The 17,599-nt window shown below is 40.8% G+C and carries 17 protein-coding genes; 10 read left to right on the forward strand and 7 right to left on the reverse strand.

Annotated elements, in window-relative coordinates; all coding sequences use genetic code 11:
* Positions 1-25: 25 nt before the first annotated feature.
* From rpsL to rpsJ, 5 genes are read left to right on the forward strand one after another with little or no spacing between them, the layout of a single operon-like run.
* Positions 26-400, forward strand: a complete 375-nt coding sequence (rpsL, locus tag Arg41_RS02360) for a 30S ribosomal protein S12 (RefSeq protein WP_092343392.1) — start codon at positions 26-28, stop codon at positions 398-400.
* 33 nt (positions 401-433) lie between these two features.
* Complete coding sequence (gene rpsG / locus Arg41_RS02365) at positions 434-904, forward strand: 30S ribosomal protein S7 (RefSeq protein WP_092343393.1); 471 nt, start codon at positions 434-436, stop codon at positions 902-904.
* A 38-nt stretch (positions 905-942) separates the two neighbouring features.
* Complete coding sequence (fusA, locus tag Arg41_RS02370) at positions 943-3,042, forward strand: elongation factor G (RefSeq protein WP_092343394.1); 2,100 nt, start codon at positions 943-945, stop codon at positions 3,040-3,042.
* 26 nt (positions 3,043-3,068) lie between these two features.
* Positions 3,069-4,253 (forward strand): elongation factor Tu, encoded by a 1,185-nt coding sequence (gene tuf, locus Arg41_RS02375; RefSeq protein WP_092343884.1) that lies wholly within the window; start codon positions 3,069-3,071, stop codon positions 4,251-4,253.
* A gap of 11 nt (positions 4,254-4,264) precedes the next feature.
* Positions 4,265-4,606, forward strand: a complete 342-nt coding sequence (gene rpsJ, locus Arg41_RS02380) for a 30S ribosomal protein S10 (protein ID WP_092342178.1) — start codon at positions 4,265-4,267, stop codon at positions 4,604-4,606.
* Here the strand turns inward: rpsJ and Arg41_RS02385 are convergent.
* Complete coding sequence (locus Arg41_RS02385; protein WP_092342180.1) at positions 4,593-6,740, reverse strand: penicillin-binding protein 1A; 2,148 nt, start codon at positions 6,738-6,740, stop codon at positions 4,593-4,595. The genes rpsJ and Arg41_RS02385 overlap by 14 nt on opposite strands.
* A 177-nt stretch (positions 6,741-6,917) precedes the next feature.
* On the opposite strand from Arg41_RS02385, the gene pilM reads away from it, so the two are divergent.
* From pilM to Arg41_RS02410, 5 genes are all read left to right on the forward strand, one after another.
* Positions 6,918-8,024 (forward strand): type IV pilus assembly protein PilM, encoded by a 1,107-nt coding sequence (gene pilM, locus Arg41_RS02390; protein WP_092342182.1) that lies wholly within the window; start codon positions 6,918-6,920, stop codon positions 8,022-8,024.
* On the forward strand, positions 8,011-8,643 hold the full coding sequence (locus Arg41_RS02395) for a PilN domain-containing protein (protein ID WP_092342184.1): 633 nt from the start codon (positions 8,011-8,013) through the stop codon (positions 8,641-8,643). Before pilM ends, Arg41_RS02395 begins: the two co-directional genes overlap by 14 nt.
* Before the next feature lie 27 nt (positions 8,644-8,670).
* Entirely contained in the window at positions 8,671-9,345 is a 675-nt protein-coding gene (locus Arg41_RS02400; protein WP_092342186.1) for a type IV pilus inner membrane component PilO, read from the forward strand.
* Between the two features lie 75 nt (positions 9,346-9,420).
* Positions 9,421-9,942, forward strand: coding sequence for a pilus assembly protein PilP (locus Arg41_RS02405; protein WP_092342188.1), 522 nt, complete (start codon positions 9,421-9,423; stop codon positions 9,940-9,942).
* Positions 9,943-10,030: 88 nt separating this feature from the next.
* The gene (locus Arg41_RS02410; protein WP_092342190.1) at positions 10,031-12,148 is read left to right on the forward strand and encodes a type IV pilus secretin PilQ; all 2,118 of its coding nucleotides are present in this window, start codon (positions 10,031-10,033) and stop codon (positions 12,146-12,148) included.
* Between the two features lies 1 nt (position 12,149).
* Here Arg41_RS02410 and mnmE read toward each other — a convergent pair whose 3' ends face one another.
* The 6 genes from mnmE to Arg41_RS02440 all read right to left on the reverse strand — a co-directional run bounded on the left by mnmE (position 12,150) and on the right by Arg41_RS02440 (position 17,538).
* Positions 12,150-13,514, reverse strand: coding sequence for a tRNA uridine-5-carboxymethylaminomethyl(34) synthesis GTPase MnmE (gene mnmE / locus Arg41_RS02415; RefSeq protein WP_092342192.1), 1,365 nt, complete (start codon positions 13,512-13,514; stop codon positions 12,150-12,152).
* The gene (gene yidC, locus Arg41_RS02420) at positions 13,511-15,088 is read right to left on the reverse strand and encodes a membrane protein insertase YidC (protein WP_157722240.1); all 1,578 of its coding nucleotides are present in this window, start codon (positions 15,086-15,088) and stop codon (positions 13,511-13,513) included. Before yidC ends, mnmE begins: the two co-directional genes overlap by 4 nt.
* A 61-nt stretch (positions 15,089-15,149) precedes the next feature.
* Positions 15,150-15,374 carry a membrane protein insertion efficiency factor YidD gene (gene yidD, locus Arg41_RS02425; protein WP_242641377.1) on the reverse strand — a complete coding sequence of 75 codons (225 nt, stop codon included), beginning with the start codon at positions 15,372-15,374 and terminating at the stop codon, positions 15,150-15,152.
* Between the two features lie 4 nt (positions 15,375-15,378).
* Positions 15,379-15,774 carry a ribonuclease P protein component gene (gene rnpA, locus Arg41_RS02430; RefSeq protein ID WP_157722241.1) on the reverse strand — a complete coding sequence of 132 codons (396 nt, stop codon included), beginning with the start codon at positions 15,772-15,774 and terminating at the stop codon, positions 15,379-15,381.
* Between the two features lie 19 nt (positions 15,775-15,793).
* Positions 15,794-15,925 carry a 50S ribosomal protein L34 gene (rpmH, locus tag Arg41_RS02435; RefSeq protein ID WP_092342200.1) on the reverse strand — a complete coding sequence of 44 codons (132 nt, stop codon included), beginning with the start codon at positions 15,923-15,925 and terminating at the stop codon, positions 15,794-15,796.
* 98 nt (positions 15,926-16,023) lie between these two features.
* Positions 16,024-17,538: a fumarate hydratase gene (locus tag Arg41_RS02440; protein WP_092342202.1), complete on the reverse strand. Its 1,515-nt coding sequence runs from the start codon at positions 17,536-17,538 to the stop codon at positions 16,024-16,026.
* Positions 17,539-17,599 lie beyond the last annotated feature (61 nt).

Below are 17,599 nucleotides of genomic sequence, written 5' to 3' on the forward strand. Positions count from 1 at the left end.
TTTGAAATTTTTATTGGACGAAAATATGCCAACGATTAATCAATTGGTTCGCGAGGGTCGTTCGACTCCGCGCTTTAAAAGTAAAGTTCCTGCTTTGGGCAACTGTCCTCAAAAGAGAGGGGTCTGTACGCGTGTTTACACTACAACGCCGAAAAAACCTAACTCCGCTCTTCGTAAGGTATGTAAGGTTAGGCTTACTAATGGTTATGAAGTAATTTCATATATTGGTGGTGAGGGTCATAATCTGCAGGAGCACTCTGTTGTTTTGATACGTGGCGGTCGGGTTAAAGATTTGCCTGGGGTTAGGTATCATACTGTTCGTGGTTCCTTAGATACACAAGGAGTTAAAGATCGTAGGAAAGCACGGTCTAAGTATGGAGCTAAGAAACCTAAGAAATGATAGTTTTTGAGTTTGTTTTAAAAGGAAATTTTTATGCCTCGTCGTAGGGAAGTTCCCGTCCGTGGAGTTCTGCCTGATCCTAAGTTTAGTTCGGTAGAGGTTTCCAAGTTCGTAAATGTCTTGATGACTCGTGGGAAGAAGTCTGTCGCAGAGAGAATAATTTATGGTGCTTTTGGTATCATAGAGGATCGTTTTGGTAAAAGTCCCTTAGACGTTTTTTCTTCTGCTGTTTCTAATGTCAAACCCATTGTTGAAGTGAAGTCTCGTCGTGTTGGTGGTGCTAATTATCAAGTTCCAGTAGAGGTATCTCCACCCCGTCGTACTACTTTATCCATGCGTTGGTTGAAGGAGGCTGCTCAAAAGCGACCAGAGAAGTCCATGGCGCTTAGGTTGGCTCAGGAGCTGTTGGAGGCTTCGGAGGGACGTGGTGCTGCTGTAAAGAAAAGGGATGAAGTTCATCGGATGGCGGATGCTAACAAAGCTTTTTCTCATTATCGTTTTTGATCGAATTGATTTTGTTATAAATAACCTGGAGATTTGTTGTGGCCCGCAAAGTTCCCATAGAACGCTATCGTAACATAGGCATTTCTGCCCACATTGATGCGGGAAAGACAACTACGACCGAGAGAATCCTATTTTACACTGGAGTTAATCATAAAATTGGCGAAGTTCATGATGGTGCTGCTACTATGGACTGGATGCCGCAGGAGCAAGAGAGAGGTATTACTATTACCTCTGCGGCCACTACTTGTTTTTGGTCGGGGATGGCGAAAACCTACCCTGAGCATCGGATAAATATAATTGATACTCCCGGGCACGTTGATTTTACGATTGAGGTTGAGAGGTCAATGCGTGTTTTGGATGGGGCTTGCATGGTTTACTGTGCTGTGGGTGGTGTCCAACCTCAGTCTGAGACTGTGTGGCGTCAAGCTAATAAGTATAAGGTTCCGCGTTTGGCGTTCGTGAATAAGATGGATCGTTCTGGTGCCAATTTCATGCGAGTTTACACTCAGATGCGTGACCGTTTACGTGCCAATCCTGTTCCAATTCAGCTTCCTATTGGTTCTGAGGATAATTTTCGCGGTGTGGTTGATCTGGTTAAGATGAAGGGTATTGTTTGGGATGATTCGAGCCAAGGCACTAAGTTTGAGTACATAGATATTCCGGAGCAGATGCTGGATGAGGCCAATGAGTGGCGGGAGAAGATGGTCGAGGTAGCGGCTGAAGCAGATGAAGAAACTATGAATAAGTATCTGGAAGTTGGATCTTTGACTCATGATGAAATAAAGGCAGCTCTTCGTGCGCGAACAATTTCCGGGGAAATCGTTCCCATGCTTTGCGGTACAGCTTTTAAGAACAAGGGTGTTCAGGCGATGTTGGATGCTGTGTTGGACTATTTGCCGTCACCTGTTGATATTCCTCCTGTTAGAGGAATAGATGATAAGGGTAATGAAGCTGATCGTCAGGCCTCAGATGATTCTTTTTTCTCTGCCTTGGCTTTCAAGATAATGACTGATCCCTATGTTGGTCAGCTTACTTTCTTTCGTGTTTACTCTGGTGTTATGTCTTCAGGTGACACGGTATTCAATCCCATAAAGGGTCGTAAGGAACGTATTGGTCGAATTTTGCAAATGCATGCTGATCAGCGTGAGGAGATAAAAGAGGTTTTTGCTGGTGATATAGCAGCAGCTGTTGGTTTAAAGGATTGTGTTACAGGTGAGACGTTGTGTTCTCAGGACAATCCTATTACTTTGGAAAAAATGGAATTTCCTGATCCTGTTATTCACGTTGCGGTTGAACCTAAGACGAAGAATGATCAAGAAAGAATGGGTATAGCTTTAGGTCGTTTGGCTCAGGAGGATCCGTCTTTTCGCATTAGGACGGATGCAGAGTCTGGGCAGACGATTATTTCGGGTATGGGTGAGTTGCATCTTGAAATAATTATAGATCGTATGAAGCGAGAGTTTGGTGTTGAGGCTAATGTTGGTGCTCCCCAGGTTGCCTACCGTGAAGCGATTAAAGCGAGTGTTAGTAAAGAAGGAAAATTTATTAAGCAATCTGGTGGTAGAGGTCAGTATGGTCACGTTTGGTTGAAATTGGAGCCCAAGCGGTCTGGTGAAGGATTTGAGTTTGTTGATGCAATCAAAGGAGGGGTTGTTCCCCGAGAGTACATTCCAGCGGTTCAGAAGGGTTTGAACGAAGCAATGACTTCTGGGGTTGTGGCGGGATATCCCGTTGTAGATGTTAAGGTGACCCTTTTTGATGGTTCGTATCACGAGGTTGATTCTAACGAAAATGCTTTTAGAATGGCTGCCATTTTTGCTTTTAAAGAGTCTATGCGTTGTGCGTCTCCTGTTTTGTTAGAGCCTGTTATGGCGGTTGAGGTTGAAACGCCAGAAGAGTTTATGGGTAACGTTATGGGAGATTTGTCTAGTCGCCGGGGAACGATTGTTGGTATGGATGATTCACATGGTGGCTTGAAGATAGTAAAGTGCGATGTGCCATTGGCAGAGATGTTTGGGTATTCTACTGATCTTCGTTCGTTAACTCAGGGTCGGGCTACCTATATTATGGAATTTAAGCACTATTCAGAAGCGCCTAAGAGTGTTGTCGAGGCTATCGTTAGCCGGAAGAAGGGTTAGATTTTTTAGTTCAGGAGATTTGTTTTATGGCTAAGGCTAAGTTTGAGCGTACGAAGCCGCATGTTAATGTAGGGACGATAGGGCACGTTGATCATGGGAAGACAACGTTGACGGCGGCGTTGACGACGATATTGAGCAAGGCGTACGGAGGAGAGGTAAAAGGGTACGACCAGATCGATAATGCTCCTGAAGAAAGAGCTAGAGGGATAACGATAAATACGTCGCACGTTGAGTATTCTACGTCAGCGAGGCATTATGCGCATGTAGATTGTCCTGGGCACGCTGACTACGTGAAGAACATGATAACCGGAGCGGCCCAGATGGATGGAGCGATACTGGTGGTGTCTGCAGCGGATGGTCCGATGCCGCAGACGAGGGAGCATATATTATTGGCAAGGCAAGTTGGAGTACCGAGCATAGTAGTATTTTTGAACAAATGCGACATGGTTGATGATCCGGAGTTACTAGAGTTAGTTGAGATGGAAGTCAGGGAGTTATTATCTAAGTATGATTTTCCTGGGGAAGAGATACCGTTAGTGAAAGGTTCTGCGGTAAAAGCGTTAGAAGGGGATCAAAGCGAGATAGGAGAGAAGGCGGTAATGGCGTTAGCGGAGGCGCTGGATAGTTATATACCGACACCGACGAGGGCGGTGGATCAGCCGTTTTTGATGCCGATAGAAGATGTATTTTCTATTTCTGGGCGAGGCACAGTGGTAACCGGTCGAGTAGAGCGGGGCATATTGAAGGTAAATGAAGAGATAGAGATAGTGGGGCTGAGAGAGACGCAGAAGACTATATGTACGGGAGTGGAGATGTTTCGCAAGTTACTGGACGAGGGTCGTGCCGGTGACAATGTGGGGATATTGTTGAGGGGAGCGAAGAGGGAAGATGTAGAGAGAGGGCAGGTTTTGGCGAAGCCGGGTTCAATAACTCCTCACACGGTATTTGAGGCGGAGGTGTATGTATTGTCGAAGGAAGAAGGGGGTCGGCATACACCATTTTTTAATGGATATAGACCGCAGTTTTACTTTAGGACAACAGATGTAACCGGATCGATCAAGTTTGAAGGAGAGATGGTAATTCCCGGGGACAATGTGACAATGCATGTTGAGTTGATAGCACCGATTGCGATGGAAGAGGGCTTACATTTTGCTGTACGAGAAGGTGGCAAAACTGTTGGTGCTGGTGTTGTTACAAAAGTTATTAAGTAGAGGGTTTTTTGATGAAGCAGGAAAAGCAGAAAGTTGTGAAGAGAGAAAAGCAAAAGATACGTATACGCCTAAAGGCTTTTGACTACAGGTTGATTGATCAGTCCGCTGCTGAGATTGTCGATACAGCAAAGAGGACGGGGGCGGTGGTGTGTGGTCCTATTCCGCTGCCTACGCGTATAGAGCGTTATAATTTTCTTAGGTCTCCTCATGTCAATAAGACAGCCAGGGATCAGTTTGAGATGCGCACGCATTTGCGTCTAATGGATATCATAGAGCCTACTGATAAAACCGTCGATGCTTTGATGAAGCTGGATTTGCCCGCTGGGGTTGATGTTGAAATTAAGCTTCAGTAGGATTGTTTAGCACTACTGTCGGAAACGATTTTTCTCCTTCCAGTTTCCGCTCGTTTAGGGCTTTCTTAGTGTATTCTATCCATATGGGCAGTGCCGTTTGGCTTCCATATTCATGTTTTCCTAGTGGCTGTGGGGAGTCAAACCCGACCCAGGTTACAGTGGCTACGTTTCCAGCGTAGCCACAGAACCATGCGTCTATGGAGTCGTTTGTGGTTCCCGTTTTTCCTGCTACATCATCTCGGCCTATTGACAGGGCCCTTTTTCCTGTTCCGTCTGTTATGACCTTCCTTAGCATGTAGTCTATGTATTGGCTTACCTTGGTTGATAATACTTCTTCTACTGCTGGAATATTTTGCTCAGCATCGAATATTACTTTCTTATCAAAGTCAGTGATTCTTTCAATTAGGTACGGTTTAATTTTGATCCCATTGCGTGCAAATATGCTGTAGGCTTGCAGCATTTGCCATGGTGTTGCCAGTCCTGCCCCAAGGACTAATGTTAAGTATGGTGGTTGTTTTTTGCTATCCAGTCCAAATTTTTCTAGCATGTTTTTTGCTTTGCTTATTCCTACAAACTGTAAAACTCTCACAGAAGGGACATTTCTTGATTCAGCTAGAGCTTGCCAAACAGGGATGAAGCCTTTAAAAATTTTGTCAAAATTACGAGGTGTCCATGCAGTGCTTCCAGTTTCCTTTGCCGTGAATGATATTGGGGAATCATCAATCATTGTTTCTGGGGTATAGCCTTCTGCTAGTGCGGCAGAGTAAATCATGGGTTTTATGCTAGATCCAGGTTGGCGCCATGCTTGGGTTACGTGGTTGAATGCACTTGCCGATTCGGAAAATCCGCCACACAGTGCAATAATTGCACCATTGTATACATTTTCTGATACCAGAGCTCCCTCTACCTTGGGTAATCCGGTAGCTCTCCAAGTATTGTTTCCAATGTTCCTTACGTACAGGATGTCTCCTCTTTTTACGATGAAGTGGTTACTATCGTCCTGTAGTCGTTCCAATTCAGCGTCAATGATTTCTATTTTTTTTCCTTTTCTTGTAAGTAATGAGACAGAGGTGTCAGTTATTTTTTCTACTACAGCAGAAATTAGAGGTGCATAATTATGGAAAGGAGCAAGCTGTTTTTTTACCGAGAAGCCGGGATTTATTTTTCCTGAAATGCCAGGAAAGTTGTGTCTCTCCGTGTATTCAATCAAGTTATGGCGCAGAGATTGGTTGGCAATTTTCTGGTAATTTTTGCTAATAGTAGTGTAAACATTAAATCCCTTCTGATAAGCATCTTTTCCGTACTCTGAGTAAAGAAACTGCCTAGCCATTTCCGCTACGTAGTTTGCTGTAACCGCATATTTTTGTTCATACGGGCTGATGATTATAGTTTGCCTTAGGGCATTCATGTATTGTTTGGGGGAGATGTATCTAAGATCTAGCATTCTTCCTAGTACATATTTTTGTCTCACTGTAGCTCGTTGCAAATTTGTGATGGGATTGTATGTTGAAGGTGCTTTTGGTAATCCTGCTAGAAGTGCCATTTCAGCAAGATTTAGTTGGTTTAGTGTTTTTCCAAAGTATGCTTCTGCTGCCGCGGCAAATCCATAGGAATGATTTCCAAGAAAGATTTTGTTTATGTACAGTTCCAGGATTTGGTCTTTTCCCAGTGTTGCGTCGATATTAAAAGCCATTAGCATTTCATAAAATTTTCTTTTATATGTTCTTTGAGGAGAAAAGAAAAAATTTTTTGCTACTTGCATTGTAATAGTGCTTGCCCCTTGTAGTCGTTTCCCCTCTATATTTAGGACAATTGCCCTAATTATTCCCTGCAAATCAACACCTGGATGCTTGTAAAATCTGTCATCTTCGGCAGCAAGAATAGCTTTTCTTAGCAGTAACGGCACCCTATTAATAGGGACAATATCTCTTTTTTTTATTCCATATTCAGCAATCAAACTACCATCTGCTGTGAATATCCTCAGAGGGATTTCAGGGGAAGAGTTTTTGAGGGTGTCTAATGAAGGCAGTTGTTTGGAAGCAACGGTAACCATTATAGCAAAAGACAGTAATAAGGCTATGGAGATACCTACTATACAGGAAACAAAAGTTGTTAATGCGCTAAGCAATTTCATTTAAATCCCAGAGAGGCAAGTTTATGCATACTTACAATTATCCGTATTGTATCCCGAGTTAAGTGGATATTAGCAACGTCAAAAATCAATCAAGTATTATGATGTTCGATGGTTGCTGTATCCAAGTGGTGTTTATAACCATGGTAACTTGATCATTCTGGGGCGGTGAAGATTTATATGGAGATATTTAAGAAAACACTGTTGGGTATTTTTGGCGCAAAAGCTAGCTATACCAAGGCCCTTGGTATTGATATGGGATCATCTTCTATCAAATTTGCAGAGGTTTCTTCGTCGGGTGGCAGATTCATACTTGACTCTTATCACATAGAACCATTGCCAGACAAATCGATTTCAATGGGCAATATAGCGGAACATATGTTAGTTGTTGATGCTGTGAAGAGAGGGTTATCGTCAAAAGATTTTCGTGCAAAATCTAACGTGAGCATCGTTATGCCTGACTCTATGGTAACTATCAGAGAAATGTCTTTTTTTGGTAATTTGGCTACATCATTGGAGATGAAAGCGGAATCTGAGGCTGTTCAGGTTACAGGTAACAGTATTGATGAGATAGCAGTGGATTTTTGTGTTGATAAACATCCCAAAGACAGCGGGAAAATAAACCTTCTATTGGCTATTGCGAAGCAGGATCAAGTTGATGAGAGAGCCCAAGTGATGAGGGATGCCGGAGTTTCCCCTCGTATTCTCGACATAGAGTTATATGCGTTTCATTCGATGTGTGCTCGTTTTCTTGATCTTAATTCATCACTTAAATCCAAGGATAAGATTTACCTTTTTGTAGAATTCGGTCATTCAAAAATGTTGTTCCTTTTTATGAGGGGGCACGATGTTGTTTTTACAAAGGAGCAGTCATTTGGGGCCAGTGCTCTAAATCAAGAAGTACAGAGTGAATTGGATACAGACTTTTCTTCTGCCAATAGAATAATAGTTGGTCAAGATGATGCTCCAGAAAAGTATTCCGAAAGGATTCTGCCTGAATTTGTTTCTGAATGCTGTGCCGTTGTTTATAGGACGCTACAGCTGTTTTACACTACTACCTTTTTTATAAAAATTGATGCAATGTTTATTTCTGGTGGAGGATCAAAGTTATCCGGCTTGTCAAGTGCTATTGAGGAAGAAGTAGGGGTCGAGGTTAAACCATTGGAGGCATTTCCTGAGGATGATATATCTTCGTCCATTAACCGAGAGAATTTTTTTTCTGATTTGCCGCGATTGACAACTGCCGTCGGAATTGCGATTAGGAACTTATTTCATGATGCTATTTAACCTTCTTCCTTATAGAAAGTACAAGGAACAGCAGGATCGAAGAATTTTCTTTGCTCACGTTGCTATCGCAGCTTTTATTGCTGTTATTATAAGTTGGGGTGTTAATCAACTTTCCTATTTTTATGTTAAAAAGCAAGATGATAACGTGACTTTTTTAAAATCTGAGATAGGTAGTTTGCAATCTGATAAGTTGTCTGTTAAGAAAATAGGAAATCAAATAAAAACTATTTTAGATAATCGTCGTGTTATCGAGGAACTTAACTACAGAAAGCTAAATTTGTTGGAGATATTGCGGGAGCTAGCAGTTGTTGTTCCAGATGGGATGTACTTGAATAGTTTTAAAACAACAAGTACTGGTGAAGCCGAGGTTTCTGGTGTGGCTTTGAGCAACAAAATAGTGTCTGATTTTTTGCATAAAATTGATGGTTCAAAAATTTTTACACTTAAGGGTTTGACTCACACAAAGATACTACATAGTAAGTTTGGTGTTTTTCAGGAATTTGAATTAGTTGTTGTTAAAAAAGAAAAAGAGATAGAACATGATGAATATTTTCCAGAGTTGATGTCAGATCATACTGAAAGCAAACCTGTTGACTTTAAGAACCTGTATCCTGTTTAAGCTTCAGGGTACGACTGGGGGTGAGTAATGGATCTTAGTAATTTATCTGCAGATATTATGTCTATGGGTAATGATCCTATTAAATGGCCTAAATATATAAGAATTTCGTGTATAGCTCTGCTATTCGTGCTTGTCTTGGTATTAAATTATATCTTTTTCGCTTCTGCCGCACTAAACAAGTTTTCAGCACTGAAAATTGAGGAAAGAAATCTGAAAAAAGAGTACGTTGGAAAGCTTACTGAGGTTGCTAATCTTCCTGTGTATCAGCAGTACTTCGAATATTTATCAGACAGCTTTGGTCAACTTATCGATAAATTGCCTAAAGAATCTCAAATTAATTTGTTGTTAAAAAATATTAATAGAATAGGTGTTGCTAATAATATGGTTTTTTACTCTTTTCTGCCGGGGAAAGAAGAAAAAAAAGATTTGTATATCGAGGAACCTGTTTCCGTAGAAATGGTTGGCAGTTATAACGATTTTGGTGAATTTGCATATCAGGTTGCTATGCTTGATACAGTTGTAGTTTTAGATAATTTGACTATTTCTACTCCTAGTTCTGTTGGGAAAGGAGGCGCAAGGGGAGAGCGCTCTATTAAGCCAGGTGATTTGTTATTTTCCTTTGTCGCTAGGATATACAAGGCTGTGGAGGTCAATGATAAGAATGATTCCGGATCTAATCCAAGAGGTGGAAAAATTAACTAACCTATGAACAGATCCTAATGATTATTGACGTTGGACGTACATAGATAACTCTATTTTATAGCTAGGTTGTAGAAAATGAACGGGAACTACAAAAAATACAAGCTTTTCATCTATATAGGGATTAATTTTTTCTTATTAGCGGGGTGTTTGCCAAGTTCGAACAACGAGCTGAAAAGATGGATGGAAGAAGAGGCTAGCAGAATTAAAAGAAAAGAATTTGTTAAATTGGATGATGAATATATTCGGCCTCAATCTTTTAGGCCAGTGAGAATAGATCCTTTCCAGGCCGTTCGTATAGGCATTTATGTTGGTAATGGTGATGCTTCTGTTGACTACACCAAGAATCCTAATGCTTCTCCTTTGAAGGACGTGAGTTTACAAGATTTGAAGTTGGTTGGGTTGATTATAAATAAAGATCAAAGAATGGCTGTTGTCAAACATGGGCCTAATATGTTTCGTGTTGGGGTTGGTACTCGCATAGGTGCGAGTGGTGGGGTTGTTATTGGTATTGACGGTGATGGGTTAAAAATCAAACAAAGGATTGATGATGGGACGGGGAAGATTGTTAGCAAAGTAACTATAATTAAATTGCGATAAATGTTCTTGATTGAGTTAGGTTTATTAGCTGTTGATTCCTATCTTGTTGTAGCCTAGATTTATTTTTGAAAATTCAGAGAGTCTCAGAATGATGAACTTTTGCAGAGACGCAGAAAAAATAGCAGGATTTGTTAGGGCAATTATTATGTCCGTTTTCCTGTTTGCAACTGGCTCAGTTTTAGCCGGCACTAGCTCAAATGGCCTTGTTTCTATAAATACAATAAAAGAAGGTAATAATTATGCAGTGAAAATAATGTTGTCGGGTGATTTATCCATTAGGAAAAAACCAAGTGTTTTTAGCGTTGTATCTCCAGCCAAGATAGTTATTGATCTACCCGATGTCACTACTAGTAGACCAACTTATGTTGTTCCCATTGGTGTTGGGGACTTTGATAAAGTTTATGTTGCTCAGTTATCCAATAAGACTCGGTTAGTTTTTTCCTTAAAGACTTTTCATTCCTATGATTTGCAGCAAGAGGGAGATCACTTGATTCTTTCCCTCACTGATGATTTTCCTGCTAAACCGATCCAAAATAGCCGTGATAGTGATAGAGAAACTACGATAAATTCGCAATATCATGATGAAAAACAGAGAAGTTTAACTAAAGTAGATTTTAAGAAAGGTGAAAAAGGAAGTGGAATGATTGTGCTTAATACTAATGTTAGGCATTCTTTCATAAGAGCCGATCGTGTGGCTAATGGTGTTTTGGTTTATTTGCCGGATTTGGTTCCATATGATTCAATAGTCAAGTCATATGATGTATCAGATTTTTCTACACCCGTTCAGAAGTTCTCGATTGTTAGAAAGGATCGAGGTTCATTAATTAGAATATATTCCAGCGGTGTTTTTGAGGATAGAACTTTCGAAAGTCAAGGTAAAATTGTAATTGAATTGAAAAAAGCATCTTCAAGTGAGGGTTCTTACGGTGGATTGTCAAAACGGGTATTTGTTGGCAAACGGTTATCTTTGCACTTTCAGAATACGACGATAAGAGGTGCTTTGCAGGCTATTGCAGATTTTACCGGATTGAACATTTTAGTTACTGACGGAGTTAAGGGATCACTGACCCTAAGGTTGAATGATGTGCCGTGGGATCAAGCTCTGAATATTATCTTAGAGTCAGGTAATCTCGGGATGAGGAAGAATGGTAGTGTCATTGTTATTGGTACTAGTAAGGAATTGATAGAATCTGAGAAACAGTACCTGCAATCTGAGAAACAGATGAACGAGTTGGCTCAGACAAGATCAGTGGTGTTTCATCTTAATTATCAAAAGGCAAATGATGTAGAGAAGATGTTGGGTAGTAAGAATAAAATCTTGTCTGAGCGTGGTAGTGCTATTGTTGATGATAGAACTAACCAGATTTTTATCCGGGATGTTCCCGACAAAATTAAAGAGGTTCGTGATTTTATTAAGGCAGTGGACGTTCCAGTTTCTCAGGTTATGATCGAGGCTAGAATTGTTGAGGCTGATAGTACTTTTAATAGATCTCTGGGGGTAAGATTGGGTACCGTTGGCAACAACCAAAACTCCACCTGGGGTGCTGATTTGTTGCAGAATGCCAGTCTTAGGAGTAATCCGGCTGATATTGTTAACGTAGGGTCTAAATCTCTCAACATTAATTTGCCGGCTACATCTACTTCTCCAGGAAGATTTGCTTGGACCATTTTTAATGCTGACGGTACTAGTTTACTAAATCTGGAAATAAGCGCTCTTGAAGCTGATGGAGAAGGTAAAACCCTTGCTAACCCACGTGTGGTAACCTCAGATAAGCAGCAAGCTATTATTGAGCAAGGCACTGAGATTCCGTACACAACAGTTCAGGGTTCAGGAACAAATGTTACTCTTTCCACAGAGTTCAAAAAAGTTAATTTGTCTCTGAGTGTTACTCCTCAGATTACACCAAATAATCACGTAATATTGGATGTGGAAGTTACTAAGGATTCTGTTGGTGTGTTTTCTACGACAGCTGGTCCAGCCATTAATACCAAACACGTTAAAACGCAGGTTTTGGTTGAAAATGGAGGCACATTGGTTATCGGAGGTATTTATGAAGATACACGTAATAGTGATCACACTAAGGTTCCATTGTTAGGAGATATTCCTGTTATCGGTAATTTGTTCAGGTCCAAGACCAAAGTGCGTAATCGATCTGAACTGATGGTGTTTATTACCCCACGGGTGCTTTACGAAAAAAGAGCTTAGTTTATTTGCCAATGCAAAATTGTGAAAATATTTCTGTGAGAAGATCATCGTCTGAAAAAAAGCCGATGATTTCCTCTAGGCTCTTCGCAGTTAGGCGGAGTTCTTCGGCAAATATTTCTAGGTGGTGTACTGATTTTTTGGCTAACTGGAGATGCTGCAAAGCCGTATCTATGTGTTTTTCATGGCGCTTGTTTATATACAAGGTGCAGTCCATGAGTTTTTTTTGAGAGATGTTGTTTTTTAAAACCTGTTTTAGTTCTTCTATTCCATAGCCAGTTATGGCGCAAACACGGATAATATTTGTTTTGGCTGTTAGCTGGGTCAGTTCGTTTTCTATGGAACTGATTTCGTGGTCTGTTAAGAGATCAATTTTGTTTAATATAACTATTGAGTTCTCATTTTTAAGGATATCGGCGTATTTGTGATGCGATATTGCAGGATAGCAAGTGACATCTAAAACTAGTAGCGTTATATCAGCTTGACTGATTTCTTTCCATGTTTTTTCAATACCTATTTTTTCAATTTCGTTGGTGGCTTCGTCGTTTATCCCGGCAGTGTCTATGAGTAAAACAGGCGTGGATTCGAGAACTAGATTTTCTTCTATGGTATTTCGCGTTGTGCCCGCTATATTGCTGACAATGGACCGGTCTTTTTTAAGTAATGCATTAAGAATGCTGGATTTACCTGCATTAACGTAACCTGTTAGTACAATTCTTGGTCCGTGGTTAAGTATATTGTTATTGTTGCTCTGTCTTAGTATATGAGTTAGATCATTTTCAATTGTGGATAGAGAATTAAGTAGTTTTTTTTCTGGAAATGTGATTTCTTCTTCAGGGAAGTCTATGAAGGCTTCGGTGTGAGTACGAACGTGGATGAGCTGTTCTCTAATGTTTTTTATGAGGTTTGAAAAAGACCCATTTATATTTTTTGCCGCAGCTTTAACCATTGCTTCCGATTGAGCATTAATGATATCTGAAATGGCCTCTATTTGTGTTAGGTCGACTTTGTTGTTGTAATAAGCTCTTAGAGTAAACTCTCCCGGTTCTGCCAAACGAGCTCCTGCTCGGAGGCATAGATCTAAGATCATATGTGTTACTACTAATCCGCCATGTCCATGAATTTCGATAACATCTTCCCCTGTATATGAGTGTGGCGCATGGAAGAACAGGACCAGAACGTTATCGATGATGTTATCTTCATCATATATGTTTGCTAGCGTCGGCTTCTTGTTTGGTATTTTCTTTCTGAATATGGCTTCGGAAAAAGACTGTAGATTGTCACCTGAAACACGGACAACCGAAATAGCACCGTTTCCTAGTGGAGTTGATATGGCACTAATTATTTCGCGATAATATCTACAGTTCATGCTTCATTTATTTTTTTGGTTATGAAGAATTGCTGCATGATTGATAGTAAATTGTTGGTAAGCCAGTACAGGACTAATCCTGACGGAAAAAAGAAAAACATGATTGAAAATACCATTGGCATTATCGTCATGATTTTTGCTTGTACAGGGTCAGACGCCGGGGGATTCATTTTGGTTTGTAAAAAAGTTGATGCGGCAAGGGCTATTGGCAAGACGTATAGAGGATCAGGTGAAGATAGGTCTTTGATCCATCCTAGCCACGGTGCTTGAAGTATTTCTACGCTTGTTGACAAAACGTAGTAAAGAGAAATGAATACAGGAACTTGTATAATTATAGGCAAGCAACCAGCTGCGGGATTGACGTTTTCTTTTTGAAACAACTCTACTATTGCTTTTTGTTGTTTGGCTTTATCATTGCCATAGGAAATTTTTAGTGCCTGAATTTTGGGGGAGAGTATTTTCATTTTAGCCATAGATTTATAACTAGTCGCTGATAATGGTAAAAATACGATTTTGATCAGGATAGTTAGCAATATTATTGCCCATCCCCAATTTGTCGTGAGAAGGTGTAACCAGCTTAGCAGCTTAAATAAAGGCTGGGCAATTATTGTTGACCAGCCATAATCTGTAACCAGTTCCAGGCCATTTGCGATCGAAGCTAGTTTGTTCTGCTCCTGTGGTCCTGCATAAAATTTGGCAGTAGCAGAACTTGTAGTCTTGGGCGGTACAATTCCTAGGTCCTGTTTAAACCCAATAGTATAAAGCTGGGAAGTCGGTTCTTTGAATGCATAGAAAGTTGCAACCTGATTGTCATTGGGTATCCAGGTGCTAACGAAGTAATGCTGGATTACTCCACACCATCCTCGTTTTTGGCTCATTTCTGTTTGGTTTTGATCCATACTGGAGAAGGTAATTTTGTTGAATTTTTTATCATTTGTGTATATTGCGCCCCCGAAGTATGAGCGCACGAATCGTGATTGCTCATGCACAGGATAATCATCTCTTTGTATTAAACCAAAAAGGAACGGGTTTATTGGTTTACTAGATCCATTAGTGATTTTGTATTTTACTCCGATGACATAATCATTGTTGTTGATTGTGTAAGTTGCTTCTATGTCGACTTTATGATCTTTTCCAGTTAGTAGAAGCGTTGATGTTCCCGTTAGGTTGTCATGCGATATGGTATGGTGATTGAAATATGGTCTGAAAACTATCTCATTTTTACCTGGTACTTGAATTTTGACAAAACTTGATGAGCGGTAGATGGGGTTGCCTGTACTCAGGAGGGTGTAAGCTTCGCTCTTGTTATTATGGTCATGGTATTTTTTCAGATATAGCCCTACTATGTTGCCGTTGATCGGGTTTACCGCCATGTCGACTAAAGACGAAGAAATTACTACCGGTTTTTGTTTCTCTTCGGTTGCTTCAGTTGTTGCTATAGTCGGCTGTTTTTTCTTTTCCACATTTAGGGGGTTGTACGCGTTAGTAGAACCGATGGGGTTGGGGGCAGGTGATTCCTTATTCCAGTTTTGATATAGTCCAAGCAATGATCCGAACAATAGAAATACCAGCACAAGTCTTACATTTTCCATAGTATTCCACACACTCTCTGATGATCTGTAACTCAGATTTTGGCTAGGGGTTGTCCTCGCCGAATCTTTTATTAATAGGGTTGCACCGCAATATACGATAAACTGCCATCAATAAGCCTTTGTATGGCCCGTATTTTTTAATCGCAAGTTCTGCATATACGGAACAGCTAGGGAAGAATCTGCAATTCATTCCCCAGAAAGGGCTTAGAAACAGCCTGTACAAACGGATGAAAAAAATTAGCAAACTAGACAAAAGTGAACGGATCACGGCCTTATTTTTCCTCCGATAAGAGAAAGAAAAGATGATCCACATAATTACGGATGTCGCGCCTTGGCATTGAAGATACGTTACCCTTTAGTGAAACAATAATGTCAGCAATTGGCAGGTAACGGATTCTAGTTCTAAAACACTCCCTGATCAGGCGTTTTACAAGGTTCCTCCTTACCGATGTCACCGTGGCCTTTTTGGGGATTACCATCCCGATCCGAACAAATAGCGGATTAGTCTCACGGGAGCAGTAAGCCTTGAAAGGACCTGATCTGACTGATATCGGTTTTGAGGAGTAAACGGAGACGAACTCTGATTTTTTTCTAACAGAGCATAGCGACCTCTTGAAAGGTGATAACAAATTTTTTCTGGGTTTAATCAGAGAGTTATCTGCTGTCAACGAATACCACTCCCCTTCTTTACGCAGACAATCTATGCCTTCCTTTTTCTCTGCGCGATTTTATAACCAGTCCTCCCGGTGCTTTCATTCTTGCCCTGAATCCGTGAGTGCGCTTACGTCTTATCTTGGAAGGTTGATAGGTTCTCTTCATTTCAATTACCTCGATGTTCCAACTTTCTATTCTCATGATCGAGCAACTAAACCTCGCTCATGAAGAAAGGGATGTTTATACAAATCAAACTATTCTAGTCAATTCCGACTTTCTTTTAAAGATATTTTCCACTTTTGTGGACCAATTTCGTGTATGGACTCACCCAATGACGAAACAGAGACGGTAACGGGCATGTCTTTTACCGTCAGTTTTCTTACTCCCTCCATGCCTAGATCAGAAAAAGCTATCATTTCCACCTTTGTAATAGATTTAGAAACTAAGTATGCGGCGCCACCTACTGCGATCATCGAAACGGCACCGTATTTTTTTATGGCATCGATGCCTTTTTGCTTCCGTTCTCCTTTTCCTATCATCCCAATTACACCTACTTTTTCGGACAACATAAGTTCTGCGAATCGGTCCATGCGATCTGCTGTGGTTGGTCCTGCTGGTCCTATAATTTCGTCGCGAACGGGATCCACAGGGCCTACGTAATAAACAATTTTACCTCTCAGATCAAATGGCAATTCTTTCCCTGCATTTATCATGTCTTGAATGCGCTTATGGGCGGCGTCGCGAGCAGTGTATAGAGTTCCAGATAGTAATAAATTTTGTCCTGCTTGCCACTTTGCTATATCACTCTTAGTTAATGTGTCTATATTCACAGGAGTTGCTTCAACTTGAGTGTCACTCAAGCTAATGTTCGGCCACAGGGATAGATCAGGTTCAGGGAAGGTAGCAATGTTAGTTCCATCCAGTGAAAAATGTACATGCCTTGTTGAGGCACAGTTTGGTATGAGTGCTACCGGGAGCGAGACAGCGTGAGTAGGGTAAGTTAGGACTTTTACGTCCAATACAGTCGTAATCCCACCTAATCCCTGTGCGCCAATTCCTAGTGCATTTACTCGATCGTAAATTTCTATTCGTAGCTTATCTATCGAGTTATCTCCTCCACGTTCCTTAATTTCATGTATGTCAATTGGTGCCATCAGTGATCTTTTGGCCAAATACATAGCATATTCTGGTGTGCCCCCTATTCCGATACCAAGTATTCCTGGGGGACACCAGCCTGCACCCATAGATGGCAAGGTTTCAATTATCCAGTTCACTACAGATGCGGATGGATCTAGATTAACAAAACGGCTTTTGTTTTCAGATCCTCCGCCTTTTGCTGCTAAATGAATCTCCACTTTGTTTCCGGGTACAATGTTATAATGAATGACTGCGGGTGTGTTGTCCTTCGTGTTCGTTCTTTTATCATGAGGATTATCTACGATGGAGAATCGCAATTTGTTGTTGGGATCTTGGTATGCTTTTCTTACTCCTTCGTGCACCATTTCTGATACTGATAGGTCGGTTTCCCATCTGACATCCATTCCAACATCGATGAAAACCACAGAAATGCCTGTATCCTGGCACATAGGTCTTTTGTTTTCGGCACTCATTTTGGAGTTAAGCAATATTTGTGCTATGGCTGTCTTAGCTGCAGAATTTTTTTCCCGTTTATAAGCTTCAGCTAGTGAGTGAACGAAATCCGGTGGGTGGCAATAAGAAATGAACTGAAAAGCGTTTCTTATAGATTCTATGAACTGTTGCTTTGTTATTATGGACATGTTTTCATTCCGTGAAAGTTTGGCAAATGCATTTTAAGAGAAAATCATTGTAATTCAGAAT

This window comes from Candidatus Ichthyocystis hellenicum (assembly GCF_001460935.1).
GTDB lineage: Bacteria > Pseudomonadota > Gammaproteobacteria > Burkholderiales > 2013Ark19i > Ichthyocystis > Ichthyocystis hellenicum.

Coding starts and splice junctions, on each gene's coding strand:
- Arg41_RS02405 (WP_092342188.1), top strand. CDS start 9,421: ATGAACGGGAACTACAAAAAATACAAGCTTTTCATCTATATAGGGATT.
- Arg41_RS02395 (WP_092342184.1), top strand. CDS start 8,011: ATGATGCTATTTAACCTTCTTCCTTATAGAAAGTACAAGGAACAGCAG.
- mnmE (WP_092342192.1), bottom strand. CDS start 13,514: ATGAACTGTAGATATTATCGCGAAATAATTAGTGCCATATCAACTCCA.
- Arg41_RS02440 (WP_092342202.1), bottom strand. CDS start 17,538: ATGTCCATAATAACAAAGCAACAGTTCATAGAATCTATAAGAAACGCT.
- rpmH (WP_092342200.1), bottom strand. CDS start 15,925: ATGAAGAGAACCTATCAACCTTCCAAGATAAGACGTAAGCGCACTCAC.
- tuf (WP_092343884.1), top strand. CDS start 3,069: ATGGCTAAGGCTAAGTTTGAGCGTACGAAGCCGCATGTTAATGTAGGG.
- Arg41_RS02410 (WP_092342190.1), top strand. CDS start 10,031: ATGATGAACTTTTGCAGAGACGCAGAAAAAATAGCAGGATTTGTTAGG.
- rpsL (WP_092343392.1), top strand. CDS start 26: ATGCCAACGATTAATCAATTGGTTCGCGAGGGTCGTTCGACTCCGCGC.
- Arg41_RS02400 (WP_092342186.1), top strand. CDS start 8,671: ATGGATCTTAGTAATTTATCTGCAGATATTATGTCTATGGGTAATGAT.
- rpsG (WP_092343393.1), top strand. CDS start 434: ATGCCTCGTCGTAGGGAAGTTCCCGTCCGTGGAGTTCTGCCTGATCCT.
- Arg41_RS02385 (WP_092342180.1), bottom strand. CDS start 6,740: ATGAAATTGCTTAGCGCATTAACAACTTTTGTTTCCTGTATAGTAGGT.
- pilM (WP_092342182.1), top strand. CDS start 6,918: ATGGAGATATTTAAGAAAACACTGTTGGGTATTTTTGGCGCAAAAGCT.
- rpsJ (WP_092342178.1), top strand. CDS start 4,265: ATGAAGCAGGAAAAGCAGAAAGTTGTGAAGAGAGAAAAGCAAAAGATA.